The sequence below is a fragment of the Paracoccus sp. DMF-8 genome (assembly GCF_029309835.1).
GTDB lineage: Bacteria > Pseudomonadota > Alphaproteobacteria > Rhodobacterales > Rhodobacteraceae > Paracoccus.
Genome location: NZ_JARJHL010000015.1, coordinates 38,083 through 62,541, shown reverse-complemented (window position 1 = coordinate 62,541; position 24,459 = coordinate 38,083). Strand labels below are relative to the sequence as shown.

Here is a 24,459-nt window from a genome sequence, read left to right as displayed (position 1 = left end):
AAAGGCAGCCGAGATGTCGAACGATCCCCTATTGCAGCCCTATCAGCTGAAGCACCTGACGCTTCGCAACCGGATCATGATCACCAGCCACGAACCGGCCTATCCCGAGGACGGCATGCCCAAGGACCGTTACCGCGCCTATCACGTCGAACGCGCCAGGGCGGGCGTCGCGCTGACGATGACGGCGGGGTCCGCCTCGATCTCGCGCGACAGCCCGCCGGTCTTCAACAACATCCTTGCGTGGAAGGACGAGGTCGTCGGCTGGATGAAAAAGCTGGTCGATGAATGCCACGATCACGGCGCGGCGGTGATGATCCAGCTGACCCATCTGGGCCGCCGCACCCGTTGGGACAAGGCCGACTGGCTGCCGGTCGTCGCCCCCAGCCATGAACGCGAAGCCGCGCATCGCGCCTTTCCCAAGCGGATCGAGGATTGGGACATCGCCCGCATCATCACCGATTTCGCCGATGCCGCCGAACGCATGAAGGCCGCGGGCGTCGACGGGATCGAGCTGGAGGCCTACGGCCATCTGCTGGAACAGTTCTGGTCGCCGCTGACCAATGATCTGGATGCACCCTATGGCGGCAGTCTGGAAAACCGCCTGCGCTTCACGATGGATGTGCTGCGCGCGATCAAGGACCGCTGCGGGCCGGATTTCATCCTTGGCCTGCGCATGCAGGGCGATCAGATGCGGCCCGGCGGCATGACGGCAGACGAAGGGATGGCGGTCTCGCATATGTTGAAAGACAGCGGGCTGGTCGATTTCCTGAACGTGGTGCGCGGCCATATCGACACCGATGCCGGGCTGACCGATGTGATCCCGGTGCAGGGGATGCGCAACGCCCGCATCTGGAATTCGCGGGCGCGATCCGCAAGGCCACGAATTTCCCGACCTTCCATGCCGCGAAAATCCCCGATGTGCCGACCGCGCGCCACGCCATCGCCTCGGGCCTGCTGGATATGGTGGGGATGACGCGGGCGCATATGGCCGACCCCCATCTGGTCCGCAAGGTGATCGAGGGGCGCGAGGACGACATCCGCCCCTGCGTCGGCGCGAACTATTGCCTCGACCGGATCATCCAGGGCGGCATGGCCTTTTGCCTGCACAATGCCGCCACCGGGCGCGAGGAAACCATGCCGCATACGATCCCGGCGGCGCCCGCGCAAAAGCGCATCACCATCGTCGGCGCAGGCCCGGCGGGGATGGAGGCCGCGCGCGTCGCCGCCGAACGCGGCCATGCCGTGACCGTGTTCGAGGCCGCCGACCAGCCCGGCGGCCAGATCCGCCTGACCGCGCTGACCGAACGCCGCCGCGAGATGATTTCCATCATCGCATGGCGTCAGGCGATGTGTGACAAGCACGGCGTCACCTTTCATTTCAACACCTTCGCCGATGAATCTGATGTGCTTTCGACCAACCCGGACGAGGTCGTCATCGCCACCGGCGGCCTGCCCCATACTCAGGTGCTGACGGATGGCAATGATCTGGTCTGTTCGGCATGGGATATCCTGTCGGGCGATGTGAAACCGGGCCAGAACGTGTTGATCTTTGATGATGCGGGCGATCATGCCGCGCTGCAGGCCGCCGATCTGATCGCGAAAACCGGGGCCCGCGTGGAAATCGTCACCCCCGACCGCGCCTTTTCGCCCGAGGTGATGGCGATGAATCTGGTCCCCTACATGCGCAGCCTGCAAAAGCTGGACACGACATTTACCGTGACATGGCGGCTGCAATCGGTGGCGCGCGACGGCAACCGGCTGCGCGCCACGCTTGGCAGCGATTACGGTGACATGACCCGCGACAGGCTGGTCGATCAGGTCGTCGTCAACCACGGCACGCGGCCGCTGGATGATCTGTATTTCGACCTCAAACCCCTTTCCTCGAATCTGGGAGAGGTGGATTATGACGCCCTGACCACCGGCGGATTGCAGGATCTGCGCAAGAACCCGGATGGCAGGTTCCGCCTGTTCCGCATCGGTGATGCGGTGGCCGCGCGCAATACCCATGCGGCGATCTATGACGCGCTGCGGCTGGTCAAGGATCTGTAACCACGCGACCCAAAGGGGGCCACGATGCGCAGCACGAAAATCATCCATGTCGTCACCTGCCATGCCGAGGGCGAGGTCGGCGATGTCATTGTCGGCGGCGTCGCCCCGCCCCCCGGCGCGACCATCTGGGACCAGTCGCGCTGGATCGCGCAGGATGAAACCCTGCGCAACTTCGTGCTGAACGAACCGCGCGGCGGGGTCTTTCGCCATGTCAACCTGCTGGTCCCGCCCAAGGATCCGCGCGCGCAAATGGGCTGGATCATCATGGAGCCCGCCGATACGCCCCCCATGTCGGGGCCAAATTCGATCTGCGTGGCGACGGTGTTGCTGGACAGCGGCATCATCCCGATGGTCGAACCCGTGACCCATATGGTGCTGGAACCGCCCGGCGGGCTGATCGAGGTTCAGGCCGAATGCAAGGATGGCAAGGCGCAGCGAGTTTCCGTGCGCAATGTCGCCAGCTTCGCCGACCGGCTGGATGCGGAAATCGAGGTGCTGGGCCTCGGCCGCCTGCGCGTCGATACCGCCTATGGCGGAGACAGTCTCGTGATTGTCGAGGCCGCGCAGGTCGGTATCGACATCCGCCCCGAAAACGCCCGCGCGCTGTCTGAGGCGGGCATGCGCATCACCCGCGCCGCCAATGAACAGCTTGGTTTCCGCCACCCGGAAACCGACTGGAACCATATTTCATTCTGCCAGTTCACCGATCCCGTCATCCGCGAAAACGGCGTGCTGACCGGCAGGAATGCCGTGGCGATCCGTCCGGGCAAGATCGACCGTTCGCCCACCGGCACGGGCTGTTCGGCGCGGATGGCCGTTCTGCATGCGCGGGGCCAGATGCGGGTCGGCGACAGCTTTCTGGGCCGCTCGATCATCAACACGGAATTCCGCTGCCACATCGACAGCGAAACAGAGATCGGCGGCCGCCTCGCCATCCGCCCGGTGATTTCGGGCCGGGCATGGATCACGGGCACCAGCCAGCTGATGCTGGACCCCGGCGACCCCTTTCCATCCGGCTATCGCCTGTCCGACACCCGGCCCGAGGGGATCTAGCCCCGGCAGGATTTGGACACCGTTTCGCAAGGCCGAGGGGACCCGATATCCCCTGCCCCGCTCGCGCTGCCCGATCCGCATCGGGCGGGAAAACGCGCCGCTGCCGGAGGCTGACGTTCGTCTTCGGCTGCCTCAGCTCCTGAGCAGACAAGGCGGTCTTGTGGCGCCATATACTGCCGCGATGGCCATGCTCTGCAGGGACGCTTGACTGGGCGCATCGCGGCCCCTTCGACCGCATGATCAGCGCAACGGCCATCGAGATGGCCTCCGCCCGCTCGGTCTCAAAGGATGCAGCCTGCTGGTGGGCTCGATGAGACCACGGAGCCGGAAGGAAAGAGTCTGGTGAAGCGCCAGCGAAATACTATCAAAGGATAATTTCTCACCAGCACCATTGGCTCCGCCGGTCGCCGCCTCACTTTTGGGACGGCCTTTGGCATCGAACGGATCCGGCCGGCCGACGAACTGGTCGCACAAGGGATTGCAGTAGAGGCCGACGATGGTAGGGACCGGCGGTCGCTCCCGGCCTTTCCCGATACACGGCGACAGATCAGGGTGCAGGGAGGCCCGCTGCGCGAGCGGGCCTCCGCCATTTCCCTTGCCCTTTTGTGTTGATTTCCACCCAGAACTGACCCGGGTTTTCCATCGAAAATTGACCCAGCTTGAGATTATGCCGGGGTCATGATCGAGGTCCTCCGGCGCGGTCAGGCCCCGGCGCGGGACATGGTCAGGGCCAGATCCTCGATCATGTCCTCTTGTCCGCCGACCATACCGCGCCGCCCCATTTCCAGCAGAAGATCGCGGGCAGGAACGCCGTAACGCTTCTCGGCCCGGCTCGGCGAAGAGGAGGAAGGACGAATAGACCCCTGCGTAGCCAAGGATCAGCGAACTGCGGTCGACGCGGATCCGGGCGCTCCATCATCGGGACGACCAGGTCCTCGGCCGCGTCCATGCACTTGGAACAGATCGGCCACTGGTTTCCACCCCCATACCGGGTTGAACACCCCGACCAGCTGTTCCGTGGCGGCGTTGCCCGCTCCGGCGCCCAGACCCGCCAGCGCACCATCGATCCGGTTCGCCCCGGCCTCCAACTGCCGCGACCGAATTGGCGGTTGCCATGCCCAGGTTGTCGGTGCCCGTGGAAGCCCAGCCCGGCCTGCCGCGGCGCAGCGCGGCACGCATGGCCTCGATCCGGGCGGTGACGTCATCGGGCAGCAGATAGCCGGCGGGATCGGTGCAAATAGACCGTGCCCGCGCCATAGCCTTCCATCAGCAGGGCCTGTTCGACCAGCTTTGCCGGGCTGGCGCAGATGCGCCATCATCAGAAAGCCCACCGTATCCAGCCCGGACTCGGCGGCATAGGCGATGTGCTGTTCGGCGCAATCGGCCTCGGTGCACCGCGGCGGCGACGCACTTGCCCGAAATGCCGCAATCCATGGCCTCTTTCAGCGTGTCCACCGTGCCGATCCCCGGCAGCAGCAGGGCCGAGATCCGCGCCTGTTTCATCTGCGGCACCACCGCGCGCAGATAATCCACGCCGCCATGCGCCGCGAAACCGTGATGCAGGCGAGATCGCCCAGCCCGTCGCCGCGGGATCACTTCGATCCACGGGATCCCGGCCCCACGGGCGGCGCGCGCCACGGCGACCATCTGTTCCAGCGACATCTGATGGCGCAGCGGATGCATCCCGTCGCGCAGGCTCATCTCATGCAGGGTGATCTTGCGGGCTTCGATATTCGTCATGTCCGTCATTCCTTCAGCCACGTTCCGGCAGCACGAAGTTGCCCTTTTCCGCCTCTTCGGCGAACAGTTCGGCGGTGCGCAACGCGGCCGCCGTCATGATGTCCAGGTTGCCAGCATATTTCGGCAGGAAATCCCCCAGCCCCTCGACCTCAAGGAAGATCGAGACGCGATTGCCGTCAAAGACCGGTCCGTTCACCAGCCTGTAGCCGGGCACATAGGTCCGCACATCGTCCAGCATCGCGTGAACGCTTTCGGTGATCTTCGCCTCGTCGGGGCTGTCCTCGGTCAGCACACATGCACCGTGTCGCGCATCAGCAGCGGCGGCTCGGCCGGGTTGACGATGATGATCGCCTTACCCTTCTTCGCGCCGCCGACCGCCTCGATGGCGCGGGCGGTGGTGCGGGTGAATTCATCGATGTTCTTGCGCGTGCCCGGCCCGACCGAACGCGACGAGACCGAGGCCACGATCTCGCCATAGGCGACGGGCTGCACCCGGCTGACGGCGGCAGCCATCGGGATCGTCGCCTGACCGCCGCAGGTAACCATGTTCACGTTCATCCGCAATTCGCGGGCATGCCGGGCCAGGTTCACCGGCGGGACGCAGAACAGGCCGATGGCGGCCGGCGTCGAGATCCACCATCACCACGCCCAGTTCGTTCAGCTTGCGTGAGTTTTCGGCATGGACATAGGCCGAGGTCGCGTCGAAGGCGATGCGGATATCGTCGGACAGGATATGCGCAAGCACCCCGTCCACGCCGGTCGCACAAGTCTTGATGCCCATCGCCCTCGGCGCGCCTTCAGCCCTCGGATTCGGGGTCGATGCCGACCATCCAGACCGGATCGATCCAGTTCGACCGCTGCATCTTCATCAGCAGGTCCGTGCCGATATTGCCGGGGCCGATGATGACGGCCCGAAGTTTCTTGCTCATGGAAAAATCCTTCGGTTTACATGCCGAACAAGGCCGGCAGCCCCAGCGACAGCGCCGGGATATAGGTGATCAGCAGCAGCAGGACGAGCATCACCCCAAGCGGGCCAAGCGCGCCTCTGACCACCGTTTCCAGCGGATTGCCGGAAATGCGCGATGCAACGAACAGGTTCACGCCGACCGGCGGCGTCACCATGCCAAGGGCAAGGTTGACGATCATCACGATGCCGAAATGTTCGGCATTGATGCCAAGCGCAGTCGCCAGCGGCAAAGGATCGGCGTCAGGATGATGATCGCGGCGATCGTCTCCATGAAGGTGCCCACGATCAGCAGGATCAGGTTGATGGCCAGCAGCAGCAACCAGGCCTGATCTATGGTCGCGGTGATGACATTGGACAGCGCCATCGGCACACCCTCGATGGCCAATGCGCGGCCAAAGATCGTCGCGGTGCCAACGATCAGCATGATCGTGGCGGAGGTGAGGGCCGACCCCGCCAGCAGCCGGTAAAGCGAGCCGGGGGTGATCTCGCGATAGATAGACAGCTGCACCGACGACAAAGCCATAGATCACACCCACAGCCGCCGCCTCGGTCGGGGTGAAGACGCCGCCATAGATGCCGCCCAGAATGATGAACGGAACCAGCAGCGCCCATTTCGCCTCGTTCAGGATGCGCAGCTTCTGGCGGCCGGTCAGGCGCTCGGCCGAGGGCTGGACACCCTGGCGGCGGGCGTCAAACCACGCATAAAGGATCAACGCCAGACCGATCAGCAGGCCCGGCACCACGCCTGCCATGAACATCTTCGAAACCGAGACATTGGCCGAGGTGGCATAGATGACCATGGGTATCGAGGGCGGGATGATGACGCCAAGCGACCCGGCGCTGGCCACCAGGCCAGAGGCGCGGCCGGGGGCATAGCCATCGCGCGCCATCGCCGGCAGCAGGATCAGGCCCACCGCCGCCACCGTCGCCGGACCGGAACCCGAGATGGCGGCAAAGAACATGCAGGTCACCACGGCGATGATCGCCAGCCCGCCGGTATAGCGGCCAAAGAACATCCGCCCCACAGCGACAAGCCGCGCGGACAGGCCCCCCTGCCCCATCAGGTCGCCGGCAAGGATGAAGAAGGGCACGGCCATCAGCGGAAAGCTGTCGATCGAGGTCACCAGCCCCTGCGGGACATAGGATCCCGACACCTTGCCCGAGACCAGCAGCGCCACGGTGGACGCGATGCCAAGCGAGATCGCGATGGGCACCGACAGCAGCAACAGTAGCGCCAGCAGGCCGAACAGCAACAGCGAGATCATGCTGCACCCTCCGGTTTCGCCGCGCGCAAATCGATCACGATACGTTGGATCAGCCGCAACACGACAAGGCCAAACCCGGTCAGCGGCGCCAGATAGACCAGCCCCATCGGAATCCCCAGCGAGGCCGATTTCTGGCCAAAACGGAAGGTTTTTTCCACCATGAACCAGCCCTGATACATGACATATCCCGCAAAGGCCGCGAAGATCAGATGGGTCAGCACGCGCAGCGCCGCCCGCCCCGCAGGGGCAGCAGGTCCGACACCATGGCTACCCGGATATGAGCGTCCATGCGCACCGCATAGGCGATGCCCAGATAGTGGCCCAGATGAACAGATAGCGCGCCAGTTCCTCCGGACCAGGACAGCGAGGCCCCCATGACATAGCGCATGAAGATCTGCAATCCGATCAGCAGAGACATGACCGCCATCAGCGCGACGATCAAAGCCTCTTCAAAGTGTTCATCCACAAGTTTGAACATCCCATGCTCCCGGCTGGCCGGTCGCGGGGCGCGTGTCCGGCGTCGGGGAAATGAAAGGCCCCGGCAGTCGTTGCCGGGGCCGGGTCGTCGGTTATTTTCCGGTCGCGGCCAACAGCCGGTTCACCAGATCCGCACCGGCCTTTTCGCGCACCAGATCGGCGATCGGCGCGACCTTGGCCGCGAAAGTCTCTTTCTGGGCCGGAGTCAGGTCGATGAAGGTCACCGTGGTCATCGCGGCTTCGGCCTGGTCGTCGGCCTCGGCGGCCAGCTTGCGCTGATAGGCGGTCGCATCGATCACCGCCTGATCGAAGATCGCGCGATCCTCGGGCGACAGCGTGTTCAGCTTTTCGGGGCTGGCCAGCAGGGGCCAGGGCGAATAGATGTGGTTGGTCTTGATGATGAAGTTCTGCACCTCGTTGAACTTCATGTCGTAAAACAGGTTGATCGGACCTTCCTGCGCGTCGAAGGTGCCCTGCTGCAGGGCGGTGAACAACTCGTTGAAGGCCAGCGGCGCCGGGTTCGCGCCGACCGCGCGCCAGGCGGCGATATGGACCTCGTTCTCCATCGTGCGCATCTTGGTCCCGGCCAGGTCTCCGGGCGAATGCACTTCCTTGTTGGCGGTGGTCAACTGCCGGAAACCGTTTCCCAATAGCCAAGGCCGACGATCCCCGAAGAACTCTCCAGCGTGGCCGAGGATTTCCAGTGCCGATCTCGCCGTCCAGAACCTCATAGGCCTGAGCGCGGTCGTTGAACAGGAAGGGAATGTCAAAGGCATAGAAGGTCGGCGCGAAGGCCGCCACCGGCGCTGAGGACACGAAGGTCAGGTCGATATTGCCGAACTGGATATTCTCGACCGTCCTCGCGCTCTCCACCCAGTTGCGAGGACGGGAAAATCTCCAGCCCGATACGGCCATCGGTCTTTTCGCGCAGATCCTTGTCCAGAAATTCCAGCGCCAGATGGCCGGTCGATGAGGGGGCCGAGGCATGGGCGGCCCGGAACAGGATCTCCGGCTCGGCCATGGCCGGGGCAGCGGAAAGGCCGGTCAACGCGGCGGCCGAAACGGCGAAAGATGCGATGGAACCGCGCAAGACGCGCAACGACGGAGAAATAGACATGCTCAACCTCCCATGGCGCTGCGGCGGATCGCTGCCCTACCCCAGACCCGATGTAACCAAGAGGCAGGCGGTCCCCGGCACCTCCGGCCGCACCCTCTCTGGCGGCGATTTATGCCGTTCCGGGCTGAGATGTCAAATATTACAATCCATTTGCACAATGTGAGAAATAATGCCATCCAGACAACACATCATCTGGTGGGGAAACACGATGTCACAGACATATTCGGGGGGATTGGTCGAAAAGCTGGCGCAAGCTATCGGGCCGGAACAGGTGCTGACCGGCCCCGACCTGCCCGAATCGGCCTGCCACGACTGGAGCGCCGAGGCTCCCGGCACGCCGCTGGCCCTGGTGACACCGCAGGATACGGCGGGCGTTTCGGCGGTGCTGCGGCTGTGCCACGCGGCCGGCCTGCCGGTCGTTCCGCAGGGCAGGCGCACCGGGCTTGCGGGCAGGGCGGTGGCCTCGGACGGAGCGGTCCTTCTGTCGCTGGCCGCCATGAACCGGATCGAAGAGATCGACATCACCTCGGGGCTCATGGTGGTGCGGGCAGGCTGCGTTCTGCAAACCCTGCAAGAAGCCGCCGCCCGGCAAGGCTGCAGCTTTCAGCTTGACCTGGGCGCCCGCGGCAGCGCGCAGATCGGCGGGAATATCGCCACCAATGCCGGCGGAAACCGGGTGATCCGCTATGGCATGGCGCGCGATCTGGTGCTGGGGTTGGAGGTGGTCCAGGCCGACGGCACCGTCCTGCCGATGATGAACCGCATGCCCAAGAACAATGCCGCGCTGGATCTGGCGCATCTGTTCATCGGCTCGGAGGGCACGCTTGGGGTGATCACGCGGGCGGTGCTGCGGCTGCATCCCGGCGTGGCGGGGGCGAATGCCGCGCTGGTCGCGCTGCGCGGGTTCGACCAGGCGGCACTGCTGCTGGCTCATGCGCAAAAGGCGCTATCGGGCCGCGTCACCGCGTTCGAACTAATGTGGAACGACTATTATCGAGCCGTCCTGGCTGCCACCGGCCGCCGCGCGCCGCTGCTCCCGGATCATCCGCTTTATGCCCTGATCGAGATGCAGGGCGCCGATCCCGACGGCGACCGCGACGGCTCTGACACCATGCTGGAGGCCGCCTTCGAGGCCGGCATGATCGAGGATGCCGCCCTTGCTCGCTCGCAACGCGAGGTCGAGGATTTCTGGTCCCTGCGCGACGGCGTGGCCGAAATCCTGTCGCAATGGGCCACCACGATCAATTTCGACGTTTCGGTGCCGCTGGCCCGGATCGGCGATTGCGTGGACCGGATCCGCGCCGCCCTGACCGCCGCCTTCCCCGATCTGCGCTTCATCTTCTTCGGCCATGCCGGGGACAGCAATATCCATCTGGTCGCCGGCCCGATCGAGCCGGTGGACCCGAGCCGGCCACGGCATCGAATCCATCGTCTATGGCATTATCCGCGATTTCGGCGGCTCGGTTTCGGCCGAACACGGGATCGGCCTGCATAAAAGACCGTGGCTGTCCTACAGCCGCAGCCCGGCCGAGATGGCCCTGCTGCGCCGGATGCGCGAGATGCTGGACCCTAGGGGCATCCTGAACCCCGGCAAGGTCTTCTGAACGTCCTCAGCCCTGCCTTTTCCGGGCGGGGCCATAGCCCAGATCGGCCGAGATCCGGTCGGCCACCGAGACCACCAGATCGACAAGCCCGCTCATGCGCGTCTGGCCCATATGTTCGATGGTCGAGGATACCGAGATCGCGGCGACGATCCGTCCGGTGGTATCGCGCAGCGGTGCCGCCACGCAGCGGATCGAGGCTTCGTCCTCGCCCAGGTCGAAGGTGAACCCCCTCTGGCGATAGTCCCGCATCCGCTGCAGCCATTCCTCCTGCGGGACGGGATGGGTCATCAGGCTGTGATCGCTGCGGTAAAGGTCGTTCAGGCGGTCATCGCTGTAATCCAGGATCAATGCCTTGCCAACACCGGTGGAAATCACCGGCTTGCGCCCGCCGATCCGAGACGAGATTTCGACCGCCCGGCTGCCGGCCAGTTTGTCCAGATAACTGACCTCGCCATCTTCCAGCCGCGCGAGATGCACCGTGTCGCGCGTTAGCCGGGACAGTTCTTCCAGAAAGGGGCGGGCCCGCTGGACCAGGTCAAGCCGCGAGTGGGCCGCAAAGTTCAGTTCGATCAGGCGCGGTCCCAGGCCGACATTGCGGCTGGCCAGCAGCTTCAGATAGCGCTGTTCGACCAGAACCGAGACGATCCGGTGAACCGTCGAATAGCTCAGCCCGGTCGCGGCCGCGATATCGGCAATGGTTGCCGGCTGATCGGCCACGGCGTCGATGATCGCCAGCCCCCGGACCGAGGGTCTGGCTGCGCTGGCGGCCGGTCGCAGCCTGATCGGAGTTGGCGGGCGTGGAATGAAGGAACGGCATGGTGATGCGGACTCGTTTTTGTAACCGTAGGTGAGGCTGAGGGACTTTCCAGGGCCGGTTCGAAAAAGCCACCGACATTTCAGCCGCCTGCAGGCGCAAAGGTTCTGGCGGCACTGACAAATTTTCCACGGGCCGGGCGCGGGGTCATATTCGGGATATGTTTCTGTCGCCCCAGACCGTCCGGCTGAAGGGGCATCGTTTTCTGCGCAGCGTGATTGGCTGCGCGGTCTGGTTGTCTTACTGCTTCTCGCCCAGCCTGCGCGATGTCGGGGATGTTCTGGCCGAGCGCAGGATCCGGGTCTGGTGCCTGCAGATCACGTTCGCGTGGACCACATTCGGTTGCGAGTCACCCTAAACTTATTGCTCCGTGTATCTGACTTTGCCCATGCGGTTTTCAGATACGGTCAGGCGATCAAAGCGCCCGGCGAATATTATCGCCAGCTGATTGCGGGCGCCAACCCACTCTCCGGACAGCACCTCCGCCCTTCTCGAAGTTGCGGTGGCGGAGATCAGCTTGGTTGCGGCCTCCTCGGCGGATGGGACCTTGTAGATCGGGCGCAGGTCGGCAGCTACGGCCTTGCGGTCCTTCCAACTGCAGAAGTTCGGCGAATGCCGGATCAGGTGCATCGACGCGACTGATCAAGTCGGGCGAGACCTTCAGGCCATGGAGATCGAGCAGTGCGCTGGCAGAGTTTGCCGAGAAGGTGGAACAACAGCGCACCGCCCGAGGCGCTGAAAGGCAGGTATCCCAGCTCGTCGAGGATCACCAATTCGGTCTCCACCAGCGCCTCTGCGATCTTTCCGGCCTTTGCCTGCGCCTTTTCCTGTTCCAGCGGATTCACCAGTTCGACGGTCGAAAAGAGGCGCACGCATTTGCGGTGATGCTCGATGGCCTGAACGTCGAGGGCGGTCGCGACATGGCTTTTCCCCGTTCCGGGCGCGCCGATCAGGATCACATTCCCGGCCGCGTCCATGAACTCGGGTCGATGCGGTTGGCGCACGAGGGCTTTGTTGATCTCGCTGGCGGCGAAGTCGAGCCGGACAGGTCCTTGCAGGCCGGGAAGCGCGGCCTTCATGTGACAGGGGATCGAGCGTAGCCCGCGTTCAGCCATCTCGGCCTTGAGCAGTTGCGACAAGCCGAAGGCGCGGAAATGACTGTTGGACCGAAGCACCGGCCATCCCCGGCGGATGGCGCAACCGGTCAGATGATGGAACCTGTAGCACCCCGACCGCCGCAGGATTTCACGGCAAAGTCTCTGAAACCCTGCGGCCAGCAAGGTGTTTACGGTCACACGTTGCCCATGATGGCGCTGGTGTGTCACATTCATGTCATGAACGGCGTCGGGGAAACCCACCGCCGGAAATAAGAAAGGACGTGCCATGACAGCGATCATCGACTTTCTGAACACAATTTTCTGGGGATATATTCTGATCTACGGCCTGTTGGCTGTCGGGATATACTTTACCATCCGCCTGCGATTTCAGCAGATCCTGCATTTCGGCGAAATGGTCCGCTCGATCTCGGCAGCGCCCGAGACCGACCGGCAGGGGATCTCGCCCTTCCAGGCGCTGTGCACCAGCCTGGCGTCACGCGTGGGCACCGGAAATATCGCCGGGGTCGCGGTCGCACTGGTGCTTGGCGGGCCGGGGGCGATCTTCTGGATGTGGATGGTGGCGCTGGTCGGCATGGCCACGGCCTATGCGGAATCGACGCTGGCGCAGCTCTACAAGGTCCGCGATACCAGCGACGCCGATGCCGTCTATCGCGGCGGCCCGGCCTTCTATATCGCGCGGGGACTGGGCCTGCCCTGGCTGGGCGGGATCTTCTCGGTCTGCCTGATCCTGTCCTTCGGGCTGGTCTTCAACGCGGTGCAGGCCAATTCCATCGCCGATGCGATGGTCGGGGCCTTCGGCATCCCCAAGCTGGTCACGGGCCCGGGGCTGGCCGCGCTGACCGCCATCGTCATCTTCGGCGGCATCCGGCAGATCGCCGTGGTGGCGGAAAAGGTCGTCCCCTTCATGGCCGGGGTCTATCTGCTGGTCGCGCTGATCGTGGTGGCCATGAACCTTGGCCATGTGCCCGCCATGCTGTGGCAGATCATCGCCAATGCCTTCGGCCTGGTCGAGGCGGCGGGCGGCATCACCGGCGGCGTCATGGCCGCGATGCTGAACGGGGTAAAGCGCGGGTTGTTCTCGAACGAGGCCGGGATGGGCTCGGCCCCGAACATCGCCGCTGCCGCGACGCCCAACCCGCACCACCCGTCCAGCCAGGGGTTCGTGCAGGCTTTCGGCGTCTTTATCGACACGATCCTGATCTGCACCTGCACAGCGCTGATGATCCTGCTGTCGGGCGTCTATGTTCCGGGCGGGGAACTGACCGGCACGCAACTGACGCAATCGGCGCTGGCCGATCATATCGGCGGGATCGGGCCGTGGTTCGTGGCGGTGGCGATCTTCTTCTTTGCCTTTACCTCGATCATCGGCAACTATGCCTATTCCGAGATGGCCCTGGCCTTTCTGGGGATCGGGAACCGGACTGGCTTGACGGTATTGCGCGTGCTGGTGCTGGTCATGGTGATCTGGGGCGCGCTTCAGGCGGTGGCGACGGTGTTCAATCTTGCCGATGCCTCGATGGGGCTGATGGCGACGATCAACCTGATCGCCATCATGGCGCTGTCGGGCACGGTTGTGGCGCTGACCCGCGACTATTTCGCACAGCGCAAGACCGGAGAGGTGCCCCATTTCAGCCTGAGGGACCATCCCGGCATAGCGAAGGGCGTCGATCCCCGCATCTGGGACTGACGCAGGGTCGTTTTTGCCGGGAGGACGAGCGGCGCCGGATTGTCGCCGCTCGCCTTTCATGTCAGCCCGGTTCCCACCGCTTTGCCAGCAGCAGGCCCGCCCGCAGCACCAAGGCGAAAGGCAATCCGGTTGAAACCGCCATTGCCTGACCATGAGGACCGGGCCGTGGATGCCGAAGGCGACAGGCGTGCTGCCCTTGATATTGTCCGGTTCGATCTGGCAATCGGTCTCGATGATCTGGGGCGGGTGCTGGCGCCGGCCAATGATCAAGCACCCGCATCATGTGCCCGATATCCGATCAGGATGCAGTTTTCAGGACATGACGGTTGTCGATGCCTGTAGCTCGGGGCTAACCTGCCCCAGAACACCAAAGCACAGGGATATGCTCATGAAGCTCAGGTCATTGTTCGCCGCACTTGCCGTGGCCGCATCGTTCGGTCAGGTCGTGGCGGCACAGGAAATGTCGTTCTTCCGCATCGGCACCGGCGGAACGGCGGGCACCTGTTACCCGATCGGCGGGCTGATCGCGAATTCGATCTCGAATCCGCCCGGCTCGCGGGCTTGCGAGGACGGTGGTTCTTGCGGGGTGCCGGGGCTGGTCTCGACGGCGGTGGCTTCGAACGGGTCGGTCGGCAACGTGAATGCCATCAATGGCGGCGCGATGGAGGCAGGATTCAGTCAGTCGGACGTCGCCTATTGGGCGCAGACCGGCACCGGCCTGTGGGAAGGCCAGCCCGCAGTCGAAAAGCTGCGCCTGATCGCCAACCTCTACCCGGAAAGCATCCATCTGGTGGCGCGCAAGGATGCCGGAATCGCCTCGGTCGCGGACCTGAAGGGCAAGCGGGTCTCGCTGGATGAGCCGGGTTCCGGCACGCTGGTCGATGCCAAGATCATCCTTGAGGCTTTCGGCCTGTCCGAATCCGACATCCGGCCCGAATATCTGAAACCCGATCAGGCCGCGGACCGGATGCGTGACGGGGCGATGGACGCCTTTTTCTTCGTCGGCGGTTATCCGGCGGGGGCTATCGCCGAACTGGCCAGCCAGCATGACGTGACGCTGGTGCCCATTGCGGGCGCCGAGGCCGACAAGCTGCGCGAGGCCTATACGTTCTTCGCCACCGATACCGTTCCCGCCGGAACCTATGACGGGCAGGATGCCGATGTCGCCACGCTGTCGGTTGGCGCCCAGCTTGTGACCAGCGCCGACCAGTCCGATGAACTGATCTACGGCATCGTCAAGGCGCTTTACAACGAGAACACGCAAAAGCTGTTCGCCGCGGGCCACGCCAAGGGCAAGATGATCACGCTGGAAAATGCCACGCAGGGCGCGGGCATCCCCTTCCATCCGGGTGCTGAACGTTTCTACAAGGAAGCCGGCGCGCTGGAATAGGCGCGACCCCGTCCATCAAGGGCGCGGTCCGACCGGTCCGCGCCCGCACCAGCGACCAGAAACGCAGGATGACCGCATGACCGACGCCCCCCGCCAGCTTTCCGACGCCGACCTGCGCGCGCTGGAGGAAGAATACGACCCCGAGGCACGTTTCCGGACGGTCATCCGTCCCGTCGCCATCCTGTCGGGGATCATCCTGTTCCTGCTGTCGGTTTATCACTTCTATACCGCCGGCTTCGGCATACCGCGCGCCACCACCCATCGCGGGCTGCATATGGGCGTGTCGCTGTTCATCATCTTCCTCAGCTTCTCGGCGCTGGCGCGCAACCGCCACAAGACCGACGGCTTCGCCATCCTGGGCGTGCCGGTGACCGACTGGGTTCTGGCCATCGGCGGCGCGGTCAGCGCCTTCTATGTGCCGTGGATCTATGCGCAGTTGCAGTTCCGCGTCGGCAACCCGCTGGCCATCGACATTGTCATGGGCACGGTTCTGCTGCTGGTCCTGATGGAGGCGGTGCGCCGTTCGATGGGCTGGCCGCTGCCGGTCATCGCGGCGCTGTTCATCGCCTATGCGTATTTCGGCAAGTCGATGCCGGGGATCCTGGTCCATCCCGGCGCGGACTGGGCCACCATCGTCAGCCATCTTTACCTGACTTCGCAGGGGATCTACGGCACCGCGCTTGGGGTCATCGCCACCTATGTATTCCATTTCGTGCTGTTCGGCGTGATGGCGCAAAAGATCGGTCTGGGGCAGTTGTTCATCGACCTGGCAACCGCGCTGGCTGGCCGTTTCGCGGGCGGACCGGCCAAGGTCTCGGTCATCTCCTCGGCCATGCTCGGCACGATCTCGGGCTCGTCCATCGCCAATACCGTGACCACCGGCGCGCTGACGATTCCGGCCATGATCAAGATCGGCTTCAAGCGCCATTTCGCGGCGGCGGTCGAGGCGGCCTCCTCGACCGGCGGGCAGATCACACCGCCGGTCATGGGTGCGGTGGCCTTTCTGATGGTCGAATATCTGGGCATCCCGCTGCGCACCATCCTGATCGCCGCCATCGTGCCGGCCTTCATGCATTTCTTCGGCGTGCTGGTTCAGGTCCATCTGGAGGCCGCGCGCCTCGGCATCCGCGGCCTGCGGCAGGAAGAACTGCCCAAGGCGTGGAAAGTCCTGCGCGAAGGCTGGCTGTCGGTATTTCCGCTGGTGCTGCTGGTGTGGATGCTGATGTCGGGCCGCACGCCGTTCCTGTCGGCCTTCTGGGCCATTGCCGCCTGCATGGTCGTCTATCTGATCCAGCGGATCACGGCGGCGGGTGCCGTGCAGGGCGTCCGCGAAACCGCCATCGGCATCTATGAAGGCTTCGTGGCCGGCGCCCGTCAATCGCTGGCGGTGACGGCGGCGGCGGCGCTGGTCGGCGTGGTGATCGGCATCGTCACCCTGACCGGCGTGGGTTTCAAGATCGCCTTCATGGTCACCTCGGTCGCGGCGAACTGGGCCACGTCGCTTCATGGCGTGCTGGCGGTCCTGCCGTTCGAACTGTTCAGCATCCAGACGCTGACGCTGCTGTTCACGCTGCTGATGACCGCCGTGGTCTGCGTGCTGATGGGCTGCGGCGTGCCGACGACGGCGAATTACATCATCATGGTCGCCGTCGCTGCCCCGGTCCTGGGCATGATGAATGTCGAGCCGCTGGTCGCGCATTTCTTCGTTTTCTATTTCGGCGTGCTGGCCGATGTGACGCCGCCGGTCGCGCTGGCGGCTTATGCGGGGGCCGGGATCGCGGGGGCCAATGGCTTCAAGGCCGGGAACACGGCGTTTCGGCTTTCGATGGGCAAGGCGCTGGTGCCGTTCGTCTTCGTCTTCTCGCCGTCGCTGCTGTTGGTGACGCAGGCCTTCACGCTGCCCGATTTCGTGCTGGCCTTCGCGGGCGCGGTTCTGGGCATCGTGGCGCTGTCGGCGGCGATCACCAACTGGCTGTTGGGGCCGCTGCTGACGGTCGAACGGCTGCTGTTGCCCATCGCGGCGCTGCTGATGATCGCGCCGGAAATCGTCTCGACCCTGATCGGCGCGGCGATCCTTGGCGTCGTTCTCTTGCGGCAATATCTGTCGGGGCAATCGGGACAACGGCCGCAAACAGCCGTGTAACAGCAAAAGCGACAGCGGAACGGTGGCAACACGACCCTGCGGATCCATCCGAAGACGGCCGACACCTATCACGACCGCATCCGCGCGATGATCGCCGGACTGACCGAACCCGATCAGGAAAGCGATGCCCGCGAGGCGATCCGGGGCCTGATCGAGAAGATCGTGGCGACACCGGTGCCGATCAGGGGCAAGCGGATGGCACTCGATCTGGTGCGTCACGGCGATCTGGCCGGGATCCTGGCCCTGATCCTGAATGCGGACCAGGCATCCGGAATGTAAAAAACCTCCTGCGAACAGGAGGTTATGAAAAGTGCGGAATTTCTCGTTGCGGGGGCATGCATTGGACACTGTTTCACAATGTCGAGGGCGCTCAATCTCTCTTCTGCACATCCATGCCAAGCAAGCTGTCGTGACGGCATTGATAAACCACCATTTATGCCCGCTCAAAACCCCTGATAGAGAAAGTCAAGCGCGCGGGTCACCGTTTCGGATTGGCGAACCATTGATCCTGCCGGTCGGCGAAGCAAGCCGGTGGGCACTGCAGAGAGAAACTGTGTCACCATGACATGGGGGATCTCATGGATGTCAAACACGGGGTTGAGGATTGTTGCCGGCCTTGGCGCATGGTCGAGCGGCATCAAGGGCACAACGACCCGCGTGTTCAGATCCGAAAGCAGATCGCTTTGCACATCCAGAAGATAGCCACCCCGGTCCGGATTCCGATACAGATCAAACCGCGCCATCAAGAAAGGACGACAGGCAGCCGAGAGGCGGGCCTTTTTCATCGACCCAGGCATTCGAAGCGGCCAAGGCGGCCGCATTCTCCTGCCGCCACCGCTCGGCACGCGCTTCATGCACAGCCTGACGCAGCCCTGCTTCGGCGGCGCGCGACAGGCTGATGCCGAGCGCGCGGGCATCGCTCAGCAGCGATTGATCAAGTGTCAGGTTTACCGCCCGGCGACCGGATTGCGCCATGATCATCCCCCATATCTCCGGGAAATATATGCGCATGAATACTGCGGGGCAAGCATGCGCAGTACTCCAGTGCGACAGGGGAACGGCATGCAAGATTGGGCTTATGGCGCTGATTGTGTGTAGAGCCGGGATCCACATGAACAAACGGTCTCCCGGTCGATCCCCGCCGCTCACGTTCCCGAATCGTCGACCAAGCCCTCGAACCGATGGCGGGCACGGCCTTCATCCTACGATGATCGCATAGCCGCCGGTGAAGCCGCATTCCTCGCGGAACCGGTCAAACACCCGCTTGGCCCTATGCCGCTGCTTGTGCGGCATCAACCGGTCCGCCGCCAGCCAGCCCTCGACAATCGGAATGAACGGATCTGCGTCTTCGGTCGCCGCACCTCAGCCATCCGGCCGGCATCGGAGCCTCCCGGCAGGGGCGGCCGCTCCCACGGTCTGCGCCGGACCTGGAAACCGAGACCGAAACCGTCCGCGTTCCGGGGAAACCGGGCAGCGGATAGCTTGACGCAGCGGCACCCAACACTGGAACCGCAGTTGCGCTATGGGCGAGGATCGCTAAGAATAACCGAAGGAGACATGCCGGCCGTGAGAGCGGGCTGTCAAAGGGAGAGACACATGGCCAGACTGACCCGGCGCGCATTCCGCGCCGCGGCTTTGCAGCCGCAATCGCAGCCGCGCCTTTTTCGGTGCAGGCACGGGAATTCATCAACGTCCTGACCGGCGGCACCTCGGGCGTGTATTATCCGATGGGTGCGGCGCTGTCGGATATCTGACGGCGAAGAGTATCGAGGGTCGCGCACGCAGGTGCAGGCGACGAAGGCCTCGGTCGAGAACCTGAACCTGCTGCAACAGGCCAAGGGCGAGATCGGCTTTGCCCTTGGCGATCCCGTCGAGATGGCCGTGGCGGGCGATCCCGAGGCGGGCTTTACCCGCGCCTGCTGGACAAGCTGCGCGCCATCGCCGCGATCTATCCGAACTATATCCAGATCGTCGCCTCGAAAGAGTCGGGTATCAAGACGCTTGAGGATCTGAAGGGCAAGCGGCTGTCGGTCGGCGCCGCCGGTCGGGCACCGAGCTGAACGCGCGCGCCATCCTCGACCGGCCGCCGGCATGTCCTATGACGACCTGGGCAAAGGTCGAATATCTGCCCTTTGCTGAAATCGGTCGAGCTGATCAAGAACCGCCAGCTCGACGCCACGCTGCAATCGGCCGGCCTGGGCGTCGCCTCGCTGAAGGATCTGGCGACCTCGCTCCCGATCGACGGTCGTGGCGGTGCCCGAGCCGATGTCGCGGCCAAGGCCGGGCGCGGCCTATCATCCCCGCGCCGATCCCGGCCGGCACCTATGACGGGCCAGGAGGCCGATGTGCCGAGCGGTCTCGGTCATCAATATCCTCGTCACGCATGACGGGGTCTCGGACGAGACCGCCTATCAGATGACCAAGCTGCTGTTACGACAATCTCGACACGCTGAAGGCCGCACATTCGGCGGCCAATGACATCGACCTCGCGAAGGCCGCCGCGAGCCTGCCGCTGCCCCTGCATCCGGGCGCCGAGCGTTATTACCGCGAGGCCGGAATCCTTCAGTGATGATCCGTCGCTGACATTCCACCGTCCCGGCGCTCCCCGCGCCGGGCCTTCTTTCGCTGGAGGTCGCGATGTCCCAATCCACAATGCCCGAACATCCCGATCCCAAGGGACAGGTCGATCTGGGTCTGCATGACCCTTTGGCGGACAGCTTTCCGCATAGCCTGCAAGGCCGTCTGCTGTTCTGGATCGCGGTGGCATTCTCGCTGTTCCAGATCGCCACGGCGGCGCATCTGGTCGATTTCGCCAGTCAGGTCGTGCGCGCGGTCCATGTCGCCTTTCTGCTTGTGCTGACATTTCCGCTGCTGGCACCTGGCTTCCGCAAGCGCGGCCCGGCCATCGTGGCGCTTGCATGGGCGTCTCGCCGCCGGCGGCATCGCGGTCGCCGCCTATCAGTCATGGGAATATACCGAGCTTTTGCTGCGCGCCGGCGCCCTGAACCGGATGGATCTGGCGATGGGCGTCATCAGCATCGCCACGGTGTTTCTGGCCGCATGGTGGCTGATGGGGGCGGCGCTGCCGATCATCTCCGGGCTGTTTCTGGCCTATTGCTTCTTCGGCGCAGCATCTGCCGGGGATGCTGCAGACCCGCGGCTATGATTTCGGTCAGGTGATCGAGCATATGGCCTACGGGACCGAGGGCATTTACGGCATCCCGATCTATGTCAGCTCGACCTATATCTTCCTCTTCATCCTGTTCGGCGCCTTTCTTGAAAAGGCCGGAATGATCAAGCTGTTCACCGATGTCTCGTTGGGTCTGGTCGGGCATCTTCTGGGCGGGCCGGCCAAGGTGGCGGTCATCAGTTCGGCGATGATGGGGACGATTTCCGGCTCGGGCGTGGCCAATGTCGTCACCACCGGCCAGTTCACCATCCCGCTGATGAAGCGTTTCGGCTATCGCCCGGCCTTCGCGGGGGGCGTCGAGGCGACGGCCTCGATGGGCGGGCAACTCATGCCGCCGGTGATGGGGGCGGTCGCCTTCATCATGGCCGAGACTTTGGGCATCGCCTATGTCGAGGTGGTCAAGGCGGCGCTGATCCCGGCGATCCTCTATTTCGGCGCGGCCTTCTGGATGGCCCATCTGGAGGCGGGCCGAAAGGGTCTGGTCGGGATGCGCCGCGACCAGTTGCCCAGTGCGCGAGGCGGCGATCCGGGTCGAGCTGGTATCTGTTGCTGCCCCTGGCCGCGCTGGTCTGGCTGCTGTTTTCCGGCTATACGCCGCTTTATGCGGGCACGGTGGGGCTGGCGCTGACGGTGGTGCTGATCCTTGCCAGGTCGATCGATCCTGCGCCTGCCCGGACGGGTGATCCGCATGATCCTGTGGATCGGGCTCGGGCTGGTGATGGCGGGGCTGTTCAGCCTTGGCCTCAGGGGTCCGCGATCGGCTGGACCGGCTTTATCGTGCTGGGGCTGCTGGCGATCAACGCCGTCAGCCAGTGGCGGCGCGCGCAACCCTGTGGTAGCGTGGTCGAAAGCTCTCGCCGAAGGCGCTAAGACCGCGCTGCCGGTGGGCGTCGCCTGCGCGCTTGTCGGCATCGTCATCGGCACCATGACGCTGACCGGGCTGGCCACCACCTTCGGCCAGTTTCATCGTCTCAGATCGGCGCGGGCAGCCTGTTCCTGTCGCTGCTGCTGACCACGGTGACCTGCATCGTCCTGGGGATGGGGATTCCGACGATCCCGAATTACATCATCACCAGTTCGATCGCCGGGGCGGCGCTGCTGGAACTGGGCGTGCCGCTGATCATCAGCCATATGTTCGTCTTCTATTTCGGCATCCTCGCCGATCTGACGCCGCCGGTGGCGCTTGCCTGTTTCGCCGCCGCACCGATCGCCAAGGAAAGCGGCCTCAAGATCAGCATGGAGGCGATCAAGATCGCCGCCGCCGGCTTTGTCGTGCCGTTCATGGCGGTCTATACGCCGGCGCTGATGTTGCAGGATGGCGGTCCATTGGCCTCGGCCATCGGCTATTGGCCGGCGGTAGCCTATATCGTCGTCAAGGCCGTCGTCGCCATCGGCCTTTGGGGGGTCGCGGTGATCGGCTGGCTGGGTCACGGCCTGAAACTGTATGAGCGGGCCCTGGCCGTCGCCGCCGCCTTCACCCTGGCCGCGGCGGGCGCGCTCAGCGATACGATCGGCGCGGTTCTGGTGGTGGCGTTCGTCGCGATCTGGTTCATCCGCCGCCCGCGCGTCACGGCACGAGCGGCTGCCTCATGGCGGGGGCGGTCGCGCTCGCCGTCAGCCACGGCTTTACGCTGAGCTGGACCCATTCGGTCGAGCGCATCGAATGGGTCGAAAACTGGCAGGTCAGGGACGGCCGCCTGCACCTGACGCAAGCGGCCATTCGCGGCTCGGGCGCGGGGATGGAGCCGGGCGAAGGCGCGGTGCTGAAAGACGGCTGGTGGATCTGGTCGCCGGATGTCTCGGTCCCGGCGCTGTCTCTGGCGGCATCGGGGGCGACCGGGGACGGCTGGCGGCTTTGCACCGATCAGGGCTGCCGGACTCCGGCGCCAAGGCGGGCCGAGCCGCTCATCCTCGCGCCCTGCCCCGAGGGGACGATACCAAAGTGATGCGGCGACGCCCCGACAACCTGTCGCGGGGCTGGGGATCCGGTTCCTCGCCCCGATGCGTCAACCTTGCGGCGCGGCGCTCGGCCTGCACATCGGGGTCCAGTCCTGAGGTCAGCTGATCCTCCCCCCGTGAAGTGGTCCACCGTTATGTTTAGGAAACGGAGGATCGAAAACGGCAAACAAGCGACTGACCTGCCCCCGCAAAATCCCTCACCATGAAGTAGAGTCTGTCCAACTATGTAGGAGCAGACGAATGCGTAAGAGCCGTTTCACCGATGCGCAAATCATCGGGATAATCAAAGAGCAGGAAGCCGGGATGCCGACAGCGGAGGTGGCCGTCGGCACGGCCTGAGCCCGGCGACCTTTTACAAGCTGAAGTCCAGGTATGGAGGTTTCGGAGGCTGCGCGGCTGAAGGCGCTGGAAGATGAGAATGCCAGGCCGAAGCGGCGGCTGGCAGACACGATGCTCGGCTGTTGCGGCGGACTAGCTTCCGGACGAAAATTTTTCTGTCAGGACCCATGCACGTGGCTCGATCCTGACAGGCAGCCCTCGCCATCACCCCGACACGCTTTCGGCCATGACGACCCTAATGCTGGCGCTCCTGACATCTACCAATCGATCCACGCCCTGACGGCGGCATCGTACTCGGTATCGAGCGTTGCGGCGCGGGCGACGACCAATCGGGTCACTGCGCCGCGCAGCCTGTCCCGTCTGGAAGACGGCGGGTTGGACCAGTGCGTGGATACTCAAATGTGCGGTTTAGACACGATTACAGCACTTCAGAAATAAATTTCTGATTATAATTCAGTATACTGTATAGAATAATCGCAATCCGCAGGGTCAATTCTGACGTCCTTGACATCTGTAAGAAAGATCTTGCGCTTAACCGCAGATATCGCGGTTTCAATGCCGTGACGGGTTTACGATGGGCATCGGAAAACTGGTCGCGCAGGTCGCGACATCAACCGGGGTCACGACATCGTCCACAAGCGATTCGCCTGTCCGGCCTATAGGGGCGCGGGCCTCTGGGTAGATCCAACTGAAAAATCGCGTCAAGGTCATGACATGATCGGTATGCAAGCCGTCGGCCAACGGGACCTTGCCGCACGCGGCTGATATTTGCATAAACTGGTCCCACTCGTGACGGAGGTCTTGATGACGCGGACTGCCCCTGACGACGACCCCTGGCTTGACGTGGCCGCGCAAACGGGCGCCGGGTCGGGCGTTCTCGCGCAGGCCGGGGCACGGATTGCGGTGATCGAATATGTGCTTCCTCTTGATGCGCAGACCGGTGTGCCGCGCAAGAAAACGGTGCCCGATCAGCTGCGTGATGCCCTGTTCGGCCAGCCCTTGCCGACTGTGGCAGAGATCGGGTCGGCCGGCGGGGTCGCCTCTGATGTGCCCCCGATGGGCACCTACGCTATTCTGGACGCTGCCCGGGTCACGAACCTGCCGGAGGTTCTGGAGAGCAGTCGGCTGGAACATCGGTGCCTGTTCTCAGGAAAAGCTTACGAGGATCTGAAACATGCAGCCCCTTGGATCGTGCGCCTTGAAGAGGGAAATACCTTTGCCCGCCGTCTGTTCACCCGCGGGCAGGCTTGCTGGCACCTGTGGGACAGTCAGCCGGGCATCTATATCCGGTCGCGGGCGTCACTGGATGACCTCTGGCGTCACTTCCGGAAATTCACCCGCATACAGGATGAGGCCGGGAACTGGTTTTATTTCAGGTTCTGGGAGCCACGCCGCTTGCGCGCGGTCGTCAATAACATGGATGCTGCGGACTCAGAGAGATTTCTGGCCGGTATCTCGGGTCTTGTCGCAATCGACCCGCGCGGCAAAGCCGAGCTGGTGACGAACGACGCTGCCGTTTGACCGGCCGACGGCAAACGCGTCCCTTG

At 64.1% G+C, this 24,459-nt stretch carries 24 protein-coding genes and 9 pseudogenes; 19 read left to right on the top strand and 14 right to left on the bottom strand.

All coding sequences use genetic code 11. The features are described 5' to 3' along the window. Positions 1-13 precede the first annotated feature (13 nt). Positions 14-2,049: pseudogene (hpbA, locus tag PE067_RS16780) on the top strand (N-methyl-L-proline N-demethylase HpbA). 24 nt (positions 2,050-2,073) lie between these two features. Continuing rightward, positions 2,074-3,102, top strand: a complete 1,029-nt coding sequence (locus PE067_RS16775) for a proline racemase family protein (RefSeq protein WP_276190839.1) — start codon at positions 2,074-2,076, stop codon at positions 3,100-3,102. Between the two features lie 701 nt (positions 3,103-3,803). Here the strand turns inward: PE067_RS16775 and PE067_RS16770 are convergent. The 9 genes and pseudogenes from PE067_RS16770 to PE067_RS16730 all read right to left on the bottom strand — a co-directional run. Beyond that, the gene (locus PE067_RS16770; RefSeq protein ID WP_276190856.1) at positions 3,804-3,884 is read right to left on the bottom strand and encodes a hypothetical protein; all 81 of its coding nucleotides are present in this window, start codon (positions 3,882-3,884) and stop codon (positions 3,804-3,806) included. 484 nt (positions 3,885-4,368) lie between these two features. Continuing rightward, positions 4,369-4,842 carry a hypothetical protein gene (locus PE067_RS16765; protein WP_276190838.1) on the bottom strand — a complete coding sequence of 158 codons (474 nt, stop codon included), beginning with the start codon at positions 4,840-4,842 and terminating at the stop codon, positions 4,369-4,371. A 13-nt stretch (positions 4,843-4,855) separates the two neighbouring features. Continuing rightward, a pseudogene (locus PE067_RS16760) lies at positions 4,856-5,771 on the bottom strand (acetaldehyde dehydrogenase (acetylating)). A gap of 16 nt (positions 5,772-5,787) precedes the next feature. After that, a pseudogene (locus PE067_RS16755) lies at positions 5,788-6,332 on the bottom strand (TRAP transporter large permease subunit). Continuing rightward, positions 6,316-7,074, bottom strand: a pseudogene (locus PE067_RS16750) (TRAP transporter large permease subunit); the annotation flags it as partial. The pseudogenes PE067_RS16750 and PE067_RS16755, both read right to left, overlap by 17 nt. After that, positions 7,071-7,450: pseudogene (locus PE067_RS16745) on the bottom strand (TRAP transporter small permease). The pseudogenes PE067_RS16750 and PE067_RS16745, both read right to left, overlap by 4 nt. A 193-nt stretch (positions 7,451-7,643) precedes the next feature. After that, complete coding sequence (gene dctP, locus PE067_RS16740; protein ID WP_276190837.1) at positions 7,644-8,180, bottom strand: TRAP transporter substrate-binding protein DctP; 537 nt, start codon at positions 8,178-8,180, stop codon at positions 7,644-7,646. A gap of 133 nt (positions 8,181-8,313) precedes the next feature. Then, positions 8,314-8,466, bottom strand: a pseudogene (locus PE067_RS16735) (hypothetical protein); the annotation flags it as partial. Between the two features lie 11 nt (positions 8,467-8,477). Continuing rightward, positions 8,478-8,572 (bottom strand): annotated as a pseudogene (locus PE067_RS16730) (hypothetical protein); the annotation flags it as partial. 304 nt (positions 8,573-8,876) lie between these two features. On the opposite strand from PE067_RS16730, the gene PE067_RS16725 reads away from it, so the two are divergent. Together PE067_RS16725 and PE067_RS16720 are read left to right on the top strand one after the other, a co-directional pair. Then, entirely contained in the window at positions 8,877-10,163 is a 1,287-nt protein-coding gene (locus PE067_RS16725) for an FAD-binding oxidoreductase (protein ID WP_276190836.1), read from the top strand. Beyond that, positions 10,087-10,272, top strand: coding sequence for an FAD-linked oxidase C-terminal domain-containing protein (locus tag PE067_RS16720; RefSeq protein WP_276190855.1), 186 nt, complete (start codon positions 10,087-10,089; stop codon positions 10,270-10,272). The genes PE067_RS16725 and PE067_RS16720 overlap by 77 nt, the downstream gene beginning before the upstream one ends. 6 nt (positions 10,273-10,278) lie before the next feature. On the opposite strand, the gene PE067_RS16715 is transcribed toward PE067_RS16720, so the two are convergent. The 3 genes from PE067_RS16715 to PE067_RS16705 all read right to left on the bottom strand — a co-directional run bounded on the left by PE067_RS16715 (position 10,279) and on the right by PE067_RS16705 (position 12,483). Then, the gene (locus tag PE067_RS16715) at positions 10,279-11,007 is read right to left on the bottom strand and encodes an IclR family transcriptional regulator (protein WP_276190854.1); all 729 of its coding nucleotides are present in this window, start codon (positions 11,005-11,007) and stop codon (positions 10,279-10,281) included. A gap of 439 nt (positions 11,008-11,446) precedes the next feature. Then, positions 11,447-11,716, bottom strand: a complete 270-nt coding sequence (locus PE067_RS16710) for a hypothetical protein (RefSeq protein ID WP_276190859.1) — start codon at positions 11,714-11,716, stop codon at positions 11,447-11,449. Then, entirely contained in the window at positions 11,707-12,483 is a 777-nt protein-coding gene (locus tag PE067_RS16705) for an ATP-binding protein (protein ID WP_276190835.1), read from the bottom strand. Before PE067_RS16705 ends, PE067_RS16710 begins: the two co-directional genes overlap by 10 nt. Between PE067_RS16705 and PE067_RS16700 the strand changes: the two genes are divergently transcribed. The 4 genes from PE067_RS16700 (at position 12,470) to PE067_RS16685 (ending at position 17,703) form a co-directional block, all read left to right on the top strand. Next, positions 12,470-13,891 (top strand): sodium:alanine symporter family protein, encoded by a 1,422-nt coding sequence (locus PE067_RS16700; protein WP_276190834.1) that lies wholly within the window; start codon positions 12,470-12,472, stop codon positions 13,889-13,891. The genes PE067_RS16705 and PE067_RS16700 overlap by 14 nt on opposite strands. A 382-nt stretch (positions 13,892-14,273) precedes the next feature. Further along, positions 14,274-15,281, top strand: a complete 1,008-nt coding sequence (locus PE067_RS16695) for a TAXI family TRAP transporter solute-binding subunit (protein WP_276190833.1) — start codon at positions 14,274-14,276, stop codon at positions 15,279-15,281. A 76-nt stretch (positions 15,282-15,357) separates the two neighbouring features. Then, on the top strand, positions 15,358-17,424 hold the full coding sequence (locus PE067_RS16690; protein WP_276190832.1) for a TRAP transporter permease: 2,067 nt from the start codon (positions 15,358-15,360) through the stop codon (positions 17,422-17,424). A gap of 87 nt (positions 17,425-17,511) precedes the next feature. Continuing rightward, complete coding sequence (locus tag PE067_RS16685; RefSeq protein ID WP_276190831.1) at positions 17,512-17,703, top strand: hypothetical protein; 192 nt, start codon at positions 17,512-17,514, stop codon at positions 17,701-17,703. 164 nt (positions 17,704-17,867) lie between these two features. On the opposite strand, the gene PE067_RS16680 is transcribed toward PE067_RS16685, so the two are convergent. Beyond that, entirely contained in the window at positions 17,868-18,209 is a 342-nt protein-coding gene (locus PE067_RS16680) for a CcdB family protein (protein ID WP_276190830.1), read from the bottom strand. After that, on the bottom strand, positions 18,154-18,405 hold the full coding sequence (locus tag PE067_RS16675; RefSeq protein WP_276190829.1) for a type II toxin-antitoxin system CcdA family antitoxin: 252 nt from the start codon (positions 18,403-18,405) through the stop codon (positions 18,154-18,156). The genes PE067_RS16680 and PE067_RS16675 overlap by 56 nt, the downstream gene beginning before the upstream one ends. Before the next feature lie 750 nt (positions 18,406-19,155). Between PE067_RS16675 and PE067_RS21975 the strand changes: the two are divergent. The 11 genes and pseudogenes from PE067_RS21975 to PE067_RS16635 form a co-directional block, all read left to right on the top strand. Beyond that, a pseudogene (locus PE067_RS21975) lies at positions 19,156-19,263 on the top strand (hypothetical protein); the annotation flags it as partial. A 77-nt stretch (positions 19,264-19,340) separates the two neighbouring features. After that, positions 19,341-19,484, top strand: a complete 144-nt coding sequence (locus tag PE067_RS21970) for a TAXI family TRAP transporter solute-binding subunit (protein ID WP_346429718.1) — start codon at positions 19,341-19,343, stop codon at positions 19,482-19,484. 72 nt (positions 19,485-19,556) lie between these two features. Continuing rightward, positions 19,557-19,811: a hypothetical protein gene (locus tag PE067_RS16660; RefSeq protein WP_276190828.1), complete on the top strand. Its 255-nt coding sequence runs from the start codon at positions 19,557-19,559 to the stop codon at positions 19,809-19,811. 62 nt (positions 19,812-19,873) lie between these two features. Then, entirely contained in the window at positions 19,874-19,993 is a 120-nt protein-coding gene (locus PE067_RS16655) for a TAXI family TRAP transporter solute-binding subunit (RefSeq protein WP_346429717.1), read from the top strand. Between the two features lie 345 nt (positions 19,994-20,338). Further along, positions 20,339-20,590 carry a hypothetical protein gene (locus PE067_RS21965; RefSeq protein WP_346429716.1) on the top strand — a complete coding sequence of 84 codons (252 nt, stop codon included), beginning with the start codon at positions 20,339-20,341 and terminating at the stop codon, positions 20,588-20,590. Beyond that, the gene (locus PE067_RS21960; RefSeq protein ID WP_346429715.1) at positions 20,568-21,242 is read left to right on the top strand and encodes a TRAP transporter large permease subunit; all 675 of its coding nucleotides are present in this window, start codon (positions 20,568-20,570) and stop codon (positions 21,240-21,242) included. Before PE067_RS21965 ends, PE067_RS21960 begins: the two co-directional genes overlap by 23 nt. A 15-nt stretch (positions 21,243-21,257) precedes the next feature. Next, positions 21,258-21,626 carry a hypothetical protein gene (locus PE067_RS21955; protein WP_346429714.1) on the top strand — a complete coding sequence of 123 codons (369 nt, stop codon included), beginning with the start codon at positions 21,258-21,260 and terminating at the stop codon, positions 21,624-21,626. Between the two features lie 5 nt (positions 21,627-21,631). Then, positions 21,632-22,249 (top strand): TRAP transporter large permease subunit, encoded by a 618-nt coding sequence (locus tag PE067_RS21950; RefSeq protein WP_346429713.1) that lies wholly within the window; start codon positions 21,632-21,634, stop codon positions 22,247-22,249. Next, positions 22,204-22,560, top strand: a complete 357-nt coding sequence (locus tag PE067_RS16645; protein ID WP_276190827.1) for a DUF1850 domain-containing protein — start codon at positions 22,204-22,206, stop codon at positions 22,558-22,560. The genes PE067_RS21950 and PE067_RS16645 overlap by 46 nt, the downstream gene beginning before the upstream one ends. A gap of 253 nt (positions 22,561-22,813) precedes the next feature. Beyond that, positions 22,814-23,029 (top strand): annotated as a pseudogene (locus PE067_RS16640) (transposase); the annotation flags it as partial. Positions 23,030-23,716: 687 nt separating this feature from the next. After that, positions 23,717-24,433: a DUF4123 domain-containing protein gene (locus PE067_RS16635; RefSeq protein WP_276190826.1), complete on the top strand. Its 717-nt coding sequence runs from the start codon at positions 23,717-23,719 to the stop codon at positions 24,431-24,433. The last annotated feature ends 26 nt before the right edge of the window (positions 24,434-24,459 follow it).

Excerpts from the sequence above, each read along its gene's own strand:
- PE067_RS16705 (WP_276190835.1), bottom strand. The coding sequence starts at position 12,483 with ATGATCGCTGTCATGGCACGTCCTTTCTTATTTCCGGCGGTGGGTTTC.
- PE067_RS16675 (WP_276190829.1), bottom strand. The coding sequence starts at position 18,405 with ATGATCATGGCGCAATCCGGTCGCCGGGCGGTAAACCTGACACTTGAT.
- PE067_RS21960 (WP_346429715.1), top strand. The coding sequence starts at position 20,568 with ATGCTGCAGACCCGCGGCTATGATTTCGGTCAGGTGATCGAGCATATG.
- PE067_RS16700 (WP_276190834.1), top strand. The coding sequence starts at position 12,470 with ATGACAGCGATCATCGACTTTCTGAACACAATTTTCTGGGGATATATT.
- PE067_RS16765 (WP_276190838.1), bottom strand. The coding sequence starts at position 4,842 with ATGACGAATATCGAAGCCCGCAAGATCACCCTGCATGAGATGAGCCTG.
- PE067_RS16710 (WP_276190859.1), bottom strand. The coding sequence starts at position 11,716 with ATGCACCTGATCCGGCATTCGCCGAACTTCTGCAGTTGGAAGGACCGC.
- PE067_RS16770 (WP_276190856.1), bottom strand. The coding sequence starts at position 3,884 with ATGGGGCGGCGCGGTATGGTCGGCGGACAAGAGGACATGATCGAGGAT.
- PE067_RS16645 (WP_276190827.1), top strand. The coding sequence starts at position 22,204 with ATGGCGGGGGCGGTCGCGCTCGCCGTCAGCCACGGCTTTACGCTGAGC.
- PE067_RS16635 (WP_276190826.1), top strand. The coding sequence starts at position 23,717 with ATGACGCGGACTGCCCCTGACGACGACCCCTGGCTTGACGTGGCCGCG.
- PE067_RS16775 (WP_276190839.1), top strand. The coding sequence starts at position 2,074 with ATGCGCAGCACGAAAATCATCCATGTCGTCACCTGCCATGCCGAGGGC.
- PE067_RS16690 (WP_276190832.1), top strand. The coding sequence starts at position 15,358 with ATGACCGACGCCCCCCGCCAGCTTTCCGACGCCGACCTGCGCGCGCTG.
- PE067_RS16695 (WP_276190833.1), top strand. The coding sequence starts at position 14,274 with ATGCTCATGAAGCTCAGGTCATTGTTCGCCGCACTTGCCGTGGCCGCA.
- PE067_RS16680 (WP_276190830.1), bottom strand. The coding sequence starts at position 18,209 with ATGAAAAAGGCCCGCCTCTCGGCTGCCTGTCGTCCTTTCTTGATGGCG.
- PE067_RS16725 (WP_276190836.1), top strand. The coding sequence starts at position 8,877 with ATGTCACAGACATATTCGGGGGGATTGGTCGAAAAGCTGGCGCAAGCT.
- PE067_RS16685 (WP_276190831.1), top strand. The coding sequence starts at position 17,512 with ATGATCGCCGGACTGACCGAACCCGATCAGGAAAGCGATGCCCGCGAG.